We start from the raw sequence: 8,651 nt of genomic DNA on the forward strand, positions 1-8,651 counted from the left end.
ATCACCTCATCCGCTCTGTTTTTTCAGCTAATCGATTCAAAGACTTGCTACAAGCAGCTTCCATATCTTCAAGCAGGGCAATCAGTTGTCCTTCCTCAGTATAAAAAGCCAGATCCGCGTGGAGCATACCGGGTATGGATTGAGGCAGTATCCTCCCCTCGAATCTGATCCGGGCCCCGGACAGCGGAGCCAGAATCCGAAAGAGCCGGAACCGCGAGGGAAGAGGCATCATATCCCAGTAAGTCCTTGACCATAAGATGATCATCTGCAATCCACAGTCCATGATTACCGGATCGATCAGCCAGGTACCCGGAGGGTTCCCGGCCAGGAGCTTGTGAGGATCTGACGGGGTCAAAAATCCCTGGATGCCATTGACCCCGATATCATGGATGGCGGTAATTCCCTGAAACAGATATCCATGAAACAACATCTGCTGATACGCCTCCCGGGTACTCAGCGGGAAGGGCCTGGCCTCCATCAGGGCCGGAGGCTGCCAGTCAAGACGATCATTGGCCTTTTTAGACATCTCGATGGTGATGCTGTAATGGCATCGCTGGGACTTGTCAATATTCTGTATTTCCACCTTTATGACCAGAGTTTCTGGATTCCCGCTGCCACAGGGGCTCCCTGGTTCGCGGGATTGACGACTTAACCCTTGTTTTTCACTGACCACTGACCACTGACCACTGACCACTGATTGCAGGGGGGTAGCCACAATACGGACCTTGGTGGGCTTGGCAACGATGATCCCCTGCCACACCCGCATATCCCGGATCTGGCTGATGTGCCATTCAGGCCATCCCAGTGAGGCCACTTCGGCCATCAGCTCAAGAGCCATCGTCATCGGCAGAACCGGCTTTCCGTCCAGGCGGTGATCCTGAAGGTACAAATCCCGTTCGATATCCAGTTCACGGACGATTTCAATCACTCCCTCTTCATTGGGAGGAAACGCGATCCCTGGAGCAAAGAGGGGAAAGACCTTTGCATCGGGCCTCGTGCTGCCGCCTTTGCTGCCCAGGGCAGCCTCCCAGCCTCCTCCCCCCAAAATGACCTCGACCTCGCCCTTCGGTCCGCAGCAGATTTCCTGGTCCAGCATCCGTGGGCCTTCGGAGCGGGAGACGAGCTGTACTCCATGCCTGAGAAATTCCGCCTGGAGGGCAGGAGGAACCATATTGGAATTCTCCCATGGGCCCCAGTTGATCGAAACGATTTTCCCCGGCCACCGGTCATTCAAATAAATGGCCAGTTTATTCAAAATCTCGTTGGCAGCCGCATAGTCTCCCTGCCCCCGGTTGCCGAAGCGACCGGCTACCGAGGAGAAAAAGACCATGAATTTCAGCGAGTCAAAACGGATCTTCTGGCTGAGGATAAAGGCACTGTCAGTCTTGGTGTCAAAGACCCGGTCAAAGGAATCAGCAGTCTTATCCCTGATGAATTTGTCCTCGATAATTCCCGCTCCGTGGATCAGTCCATCGATTCGGCCAAAGGTTGTATAAATTTCATCAATCAAGCCAGCCAGAGACTTGCCATCCCGCACATCTACCTGATAGTAGTGTACCCGGGCACCCAGGTCCTGAATAGCCCTGATGCTGGCCCGGATTTCCTCTGCCTTGATAATATGCTGATATCTGGCCTCGACCCTGGCCGGAGTCACCTCTTTCCCCTCTCGTTTCATCTGCTCAATGATGCGTGATTTTACCTCCTGAAGGGATCCGGTTACATCGAAGGGGGGCTCGTTATCCGGCAGCGCGGACCTTCCCAGCAGAATCAGGATAGGCTGATACCGCCGGGCCAGTTCCCTGGCTACATCGGCGGTAATGCCCCGCGCTCCTCCGCTGATGAGTATGACCCAGGAAGAATCGATCTGCATCCGGGGGGTATCGTACTCCTGAATCGGCGCAGGTATCGGCTGCAGGGTAAACCGGCTTCCGTGGCAGTACCCAACCTCCACATCCTCCGCCCGGCAGTGCATCTCATTCAGCAGTTGTTGAACCAGCCGGGGCATCTCCTCCTGGGGGGCCAGGTCCACTGCCTTCATGACCACTTTCGGCCATTCATATTTCAAGCTCTTGATCAGTCCGGCACAGCCTCCCTGAGAGGGAGAAAGGCTGCGGGCCCCATTCAGTGGAATACTGCCGAATAAGCCGCCCATGGAAGTGACAGCCATGAGAAAGCCTCCCTGTGTTGCAGCAGCCTCCCGGAAATCCTGCTCCAAAGACTTGGCGAAGTAGAAAAGGCTCTTTACCTCAAGTCGCAGCCGCGCTCTCCATTGGTCGAGGTCCATTTCAAAAATTCCCTGATCTTTCCGGAAAGGATACAAATGAATCAAAGCTCCAATCGAGCCCTGCCGCTGACGAATACTGTTCACCAGGGATTGGACACCCTCTGCGGCACCAAAATCAGCCTCATAATATACGGGAAAGCAGGAGTCAGGAGTCAGGAGACAGGAGTCAGGAGAAAGACCGCTTTTATTCTGAATTCTGACTTCTGAATTCTGACTCCGCTCCCGTGTATTTCCCGGCCGAACCAGGACAACCTTATACCCCTGCTCCGAAAGCGTTGTGGCCAGAAGGCTGGCCAGACCTGCGCGATCCTCGGTAATTACCACTACTTTGCTTTTGTCAAGAGCACTCTTCCCCTGGCGGCAGGGCGTTTCCACGCCCTGCAGGATAAACCGGGAAACCGGCGCAGGGACCGTGTCCTGCGGCGTCTCCGGGCGGTCCTCTGGAGCTGCCCCTGCATCTGGCTGATCACTGACCTCTGACCACTGATCACTGACCACTCTCCCGACTCCTGACTCCTGACTCCCGACTCCTGACTCCTGACTCCCGACTCCTGACTCCTCTTCCCCGGCTTTGGCTATCCAGTCGATAATTTCCTGCAGGGTTTTTACCCCACTCAAACTTTCCATTTCCTTTTCTATGCTTTGCCCCAGCGAAGAGCTAAACTCCCGCTGAAAACTCCCCAGAATTTCCACCCGCTTGATAGAGTCGATGCCAAGGTCAGCTTCCATATTCATGCTTAAATCGAGCATTTCGGGGGGATATCCTGTCCGCTCACTGACAATCCTGAGCAGTAATTCCTGAATCTGTTCCCGGCCTATTGTGGAGGATGCTGGAAGAATCTTTTTCTCTTCTGCCTTGAGGGCTTCTTCTTGAGGGGATTGCTCCCTGGCTGAAGCCGCCTCAGGCGAGGGGGACAATACAGCCTCAAAGCCCGTCTCCCCGCGAAGAACCTGCGGGGGCAGGCTTTCGCCTTCCCCACCCTGCATCCCGGCCTGCAGCGGTGCAGCCTGTCCGCCATCATCCAGGTCAGGAGGAAGAACCACTCCTGACTGCATGTAGCGCAGCATCACCGCTTTTTGCGTCTCTAAAAACCGGTTCATCATTTCCTGGAATTGAAGCATGACCTGATCTTCAGCTCTTGGCATTGGCCCTGGCGCCACGATTTTCTCCGCTTCTTCCCTGGCCTGGGGGCCTTTTTTCTCATACTCATATCTGTCTTGAATATCCTGCTGGCGTTGATTTATCGTATTCTTCACCGGAGCATCCCCTTCCAAGCCTATTCTTTGGTCCTTTTTGAGAAATTTTCGCTCTTCCTCCTCACCGTTACTCGTACCTGGTCTGACCTGACTTTTCCCCTGAGCGGCAGATACAGCCTCCTGCCAGGGACGGATACGGTCTCCCCGAACCATCCAGGTGGTTGGAGACAGGGTCCGGGCGGATGGACGGATCCCCCCTGCCGCCGACTGGCCACTGACCACTGACCACTGACCACTGGCCCCACCGGCAACACGGCCTGAGTACAAAAGGTCGAGATTCACCGAAACTCCCTGAACAAACACCTGGCCCAGGCACTGTTGCAGGTGCAATAATCCTGGTCGCCCCGGTTGGTCCAGAGCAACGCTCACGGCAGGGCGGTCTTTGAGAATCTGGCCGACCAGCCGAGTCAGAACGCTTTTGGGCCCGACCTCAATAAAAATCCGTGCCCCGGCCTCATACATGGCTTCAATTTCCTGTCTGAACCGGACGGAGTTAGTCAAATGCCTGACCAGTTGATCAGCTATCGCTTCCGGATCGGTTGAATGGGGAGCAGCAGTGGTATTGGAATAGACTGCTATTTTCGGTTCCTCCATCGGTAGACTTCTCAGGAACTCGGAAAACCTCTCCTGAGCAGGACGGATCAAAGGAGAGTGAAAGGCACAGGAAACCTCTAATACCCGCGCCTCAGCTCCGCAGGCTGCGCACCGGTCAACCACCTGCTGGACGGCCTTTGGTGTTCCTGAGACGACTATTTGCTGTGGCGAATTGTAATTGGCAATCCATACTCCCTCTATCCCCGAAACAAGCCCGCTAACCTGCTCTTCAGAACCCCTGACAGCAGCCATGATTCCGGGGCAGGAATCTGCGGATTCCTCGATAATCCGCCCCCGTGCCGCTGACAGGAGCATCAGAGATTCTTCGCTGAATGCTCCGCCAGCCCACAGAGCCACATACTCGCCATAGCTGTGTCCGGCGGCCATGTCAGGATGGATCTCCAGTTGATTCAGGAGATGGCACAAGGTCACACTGACCGCTCCGATAGCAGGCTGAGCCATACTCGTTCGGGTCAATTCTTCCTGCTGCCTGGCTTTATCCTTCTCATTGAAGACCGGCAGGGGGAAAATGTAACTACTCAGCATGCCATGCAGTTTTGGCTTCAATATCCGGTCTATCCGTTCAAAACAGGACCGGACACACGGAAAGTGAAGGGCAAGGTCTTTAGCCATATTGGGGTACTGTGATCCCTGGCCGGGGAAGAGAAAGGCAATTTTCCCGGCTGCTCTGGCGGCAGGACCGGTCATGAAGATGCCCCGGGGATCGTGATAATCGATCATCTCCGTGGAAGAGAGAACCTCCCTGGTCCGCTCAAGTTTCTGAATTAAATCCTCCCCAGAGGAAGCCACCACGGCCAGCCGAAAACCCGGAAAAGCATTATCAGAGCAGGAGTCAGGAGTCAGGAGACAGGAGTCAGGAGCAAGACTGCTTTTATTCTGAATTCTGACTTCTGAATTCTGACTCCTTCCCATTATTTTTCCCTTGAGCTGCTCCCAGCGGGTGGCGGCCAATTCCGGCAGAAGGGATGATGGCTCTTTGGGAAGGTTTTGGAGATTTTTCATCATCGAATTAACCTGGTCCACAAGATCCTGTTTTGACTTTGCTTCCCACAAAAGGAGCTCTCCCGGCCACCGCTGATAGAGCACCGGTGCTGTTTGCTCAGAATAGCCCTGGGTATACTCTTCAAGCACGGCATGGAAATTTGTTCCCCCAAATCCAAAAGCACTGACCCCTGCCCGCCGGGGACACTCTCCCTCGCTGTTGAACCAGGGGCGGGATTCGGTATTGACATAAAAAGGGCTCTGATCGAAATTGGCTCTTTTATTGGGCTGGCTGACGCCCAGTGTCGGTGGCAGAACTTTGCTGTGCAGGGCCATAGCCACCTTGATCAGCCCGGCTATTCCGGCCGTGCATTTGGTATGACCGATCATGGACTTGACTGACCCGATAGCGCAGCTTTGAGCCCTGGCCCTGGCATCGGCAAACACTTTGCTCAGGGCCTGTACCTCGGCCCGGTCACCAGCCACTGTCCCTGTCCCATGAGCTTCGATCAGCCCGACAGTCGAGGGGCTGATGCCAGCCTGGGCATAAGCCCGCTTGAGAGCCAGAATCTGCCCCTCCGGCCGGGGCGCAGTCAGGCATTTATCCCGGCCGTCACTTGAGCTGCTCACAGCCTTGATGACAGCATAAATCTTATCCCCGTCGCGTTCCGCATCAGCCAGTCTTTTCAGGATTACTATGCCCACTCCTTCTCCCAGCACGATCCCGTCCGCGCTTTCATCCAGAGGGCGTGACTGGCCGGTCGGAGACAGTGCCTGGGTTTTGGAAAAGCACAAATAGGTAAAGGGATTTTGCATGGTATCGCTTCCGCCGACCACAACCATGTCACTGCTGTAGGTCTGAAGCTCCCTGACCGCCAGATAAACGGCAGCCATCGAGGATGCACAGGCCGCATCCACGGTGAAGTTGGACCCTCCCAGATCAAACCGGTTGGCTACCCGTCCCGCAGCCACATTCATCAGGATGCCGGGGAAGGAGTCTTCGGTCCATTCAGGGAAAAATCCGTTCATCCGGGAAATAATCCGCTCTCCCTGAAGCAGGCCATCGCTCAGATGCTCCATGAGGGGAAGAAATGAGCGGATGCTGTAGCTGATTCCCAGATCAGCCACCCCCCCACCGGCTCCCAGAATCACCGAAGTCCGGTCCCGGTTGAAGGAGCGGTTCAGGTAACCGGCATCTTTCATGGCTTCTCTGACTACCTGAAGAGTCAAAAGGTGAAGCGGTTCTATCGAGCGCAAGGTGTTGGGCGGCATCCCATACTCCATGGGATCAAAAGGGACTTCATCGACAAAACCGCCCCATTTGGAGTAAATCTTGTCCTGAGCTTTGCGATCCGCATGATAGTAAAGCCGGTAGTCCCACCGGTCCGGGGGAATTTCCTCGATCGCGTTGACCTTATCGAGAATATTTGCCCAATAGGCGCGGACATCAGAAGCTTTCGGCAAAATACAGGCCATGCCGATAACCGCCACTTCAGGGATTTCAGGAGCAGAGAACCGGGCCGTTGTGTTTCCTTTTTTCTCGGCGTTAATCAATTCCTCGAATTTTTCTGCACCCTTTCGACAGATATCCTGATGCAGCGCTTCGATGGACAGAGGCCGGTCCCGCAGAGCGGCAATCTGACCGATCATGTACAGGCCCCGCTCCCGCTGCTCCTCGATGTTGAGCGGAACATACTGCGGCGGAGCTGCATTATCCGTTGAAGGCTGCCGGTCAATGCCTTTGGCGGCAATTCTGAGACGGCCAAGATTCAGGGATTCCAGTGCATTCCTGACCTCTTCGATCGGGCGACCCTCAGAGAGCATTCTCTCCTTTTCGGCGATGAAAAGCCGGGTAAAGGGAGTGGATAAGCAGCGGGTTACATAACCGGGACTGGTTTCCAGCCGGATGGTACCCTTTGCGGCCAGGGCCTGCTGCTGAAATTCCTGAATGATCGCTCCGCTCGAAACCGCTTCTTCAGTAAACAGGTAGGCAGAGCCTGCCTGAATACCGACCGCAACTCCAAGGTCTGCCAGGGGAGTAATGGTGAGCGCCGCTATCAGAGAAGAGAAGGCATCATGAATTCCACCGGCAAGCAGTACCTGGCAGGAAGAAGCATCGTCCCTGGTCGAGAGAAAGTCCAGGAGGACCTCGAGGCAGCTTTCCCACAATATAAAGCTGCTTCGCGGCCCAAGGTGGCCGCCGCACTCCAGCCCTTCGAAAATAAACCTTTTTAATCCCTCCCGGAGGAACAGCTTCAGCATTCCCGGTGAAGGGCAGTGCAGATAGGTCATAATTCCCTGCTGTTCAAGATATTTAGCCTGCTCAGGCTTCCCTCCCGCGATCAGGGCAAACCGTGGCCGATGGGCCAGAATGGCGTCCATCTGCTCCTTGAGCAAATCCGCCGGAATAAACCCCAGCATCCCGACCCCCCAGGAGAGCCCGGCCAGGTCCTTTTCACACCGGGCCAGCAACTGGCGGGCATTATCGCCTCTCATCATGGCCAGTTCAATAAAGGGCAAAGCACCCTTTTTGACTACCTGCCTGGCAAACTCCGGGACATCGGAAATTCTGGCCATCGGCCCCTGAACGATCGGATAGCGGGTATCGTGGCTTTGGGCCAGACTGCTGCCCTCATGAAAGGGGTAGCCTTTGGAGGCCGCAGATTGCAGATGAGCAGTGATCGACTGGCGAATGCCCTGGAGAATGCCTCCCACGGTTGCGAATTTTCGTGCCAGTGAGGGGGCAAACGATATATCCTGTCCCAGAATAACAAGGTCTTTTTCAAGGGATTGCCAGCCTGCCCGCTGGCAGATATGCTCCCTCCAGGCTGCCAGATGATCGGCTGAATCCCCCCGATGGTCGCTGGCGGAAAGCCGGACAAGGTGCTCCTCCTGCCCCTGAAGCTCTTTAATAACCGGGAGATTGGGCCTGCTGTATACGCGGTAGAGAGAGCCCAGTCTCTCTCCCAGACAGATCGTTTCACTTCCATCCATAGAGGCCAGACGGTTTTTTACCTCCCGGGGAAGCGGAGACTCCTGGGCAAGCAAGAGTTGAGAATCCAGAACGATACCTTCCGCTCCCGCCGCATAGCAGCCTGCGGCTGTGTGCAAACCGATCCCCCCCTGTGCCCAGACCGGCAGGCTCAGATGAGAGAGGATTTTCTGGAGTAAAACAAAAGTTGTATCTTCACCAATCCGCCCTCCCGCCTCATGACCTTTGGCCACAATTCCGTCAGCACCGAGTTCTTTCCCGATCTGAGCCTGCCGCAGGCAAATGCTTTCGTAAAAAATCACAAGACCCAGGTCATGGAAAGTGCGCATGATTTTGCGTAAGCTCTGAATCTGCCCGGAAGTTAGAAGTACATACCGAAGCCGGTCAGGTATAAATTCCGCAAGATAGGAGCCGAGCTCACCGAGAAAATCACCGGCCTGCCCATCCACTTTGATTCCGAAATCATTTCTTCCATATTTGCTCAACAGCTCAATACCTTCTCGAGCAGTCCGCAGATCACGG

General features: G+C 55.1%; 1 protein-coding gene. It reads right to left on the reverse strand.

Translation table 11 applies throughout. The features are described from left to right. Position 1 precedes the first annotated feature (1 nt). Entirely contained in the window at positions 2–8,614 is an 8,613-nt protein-coding gene (locus AB1611_12780) for an SDR family NAD(P)-dependent oxidoreductase (GenBank protein MEW6380465.1), read from the reverse strand. Positions 8,615–8,651: the final 37 nt, after the last annotated feature.

The sequence above is a fragment of the bacterium genome (assembly GCA_040755755.1).
GTDB lineage: Bacteria > SZUA-182 > SZUA-182 > DTGQ01 > DTGQ01 > DTGQ01.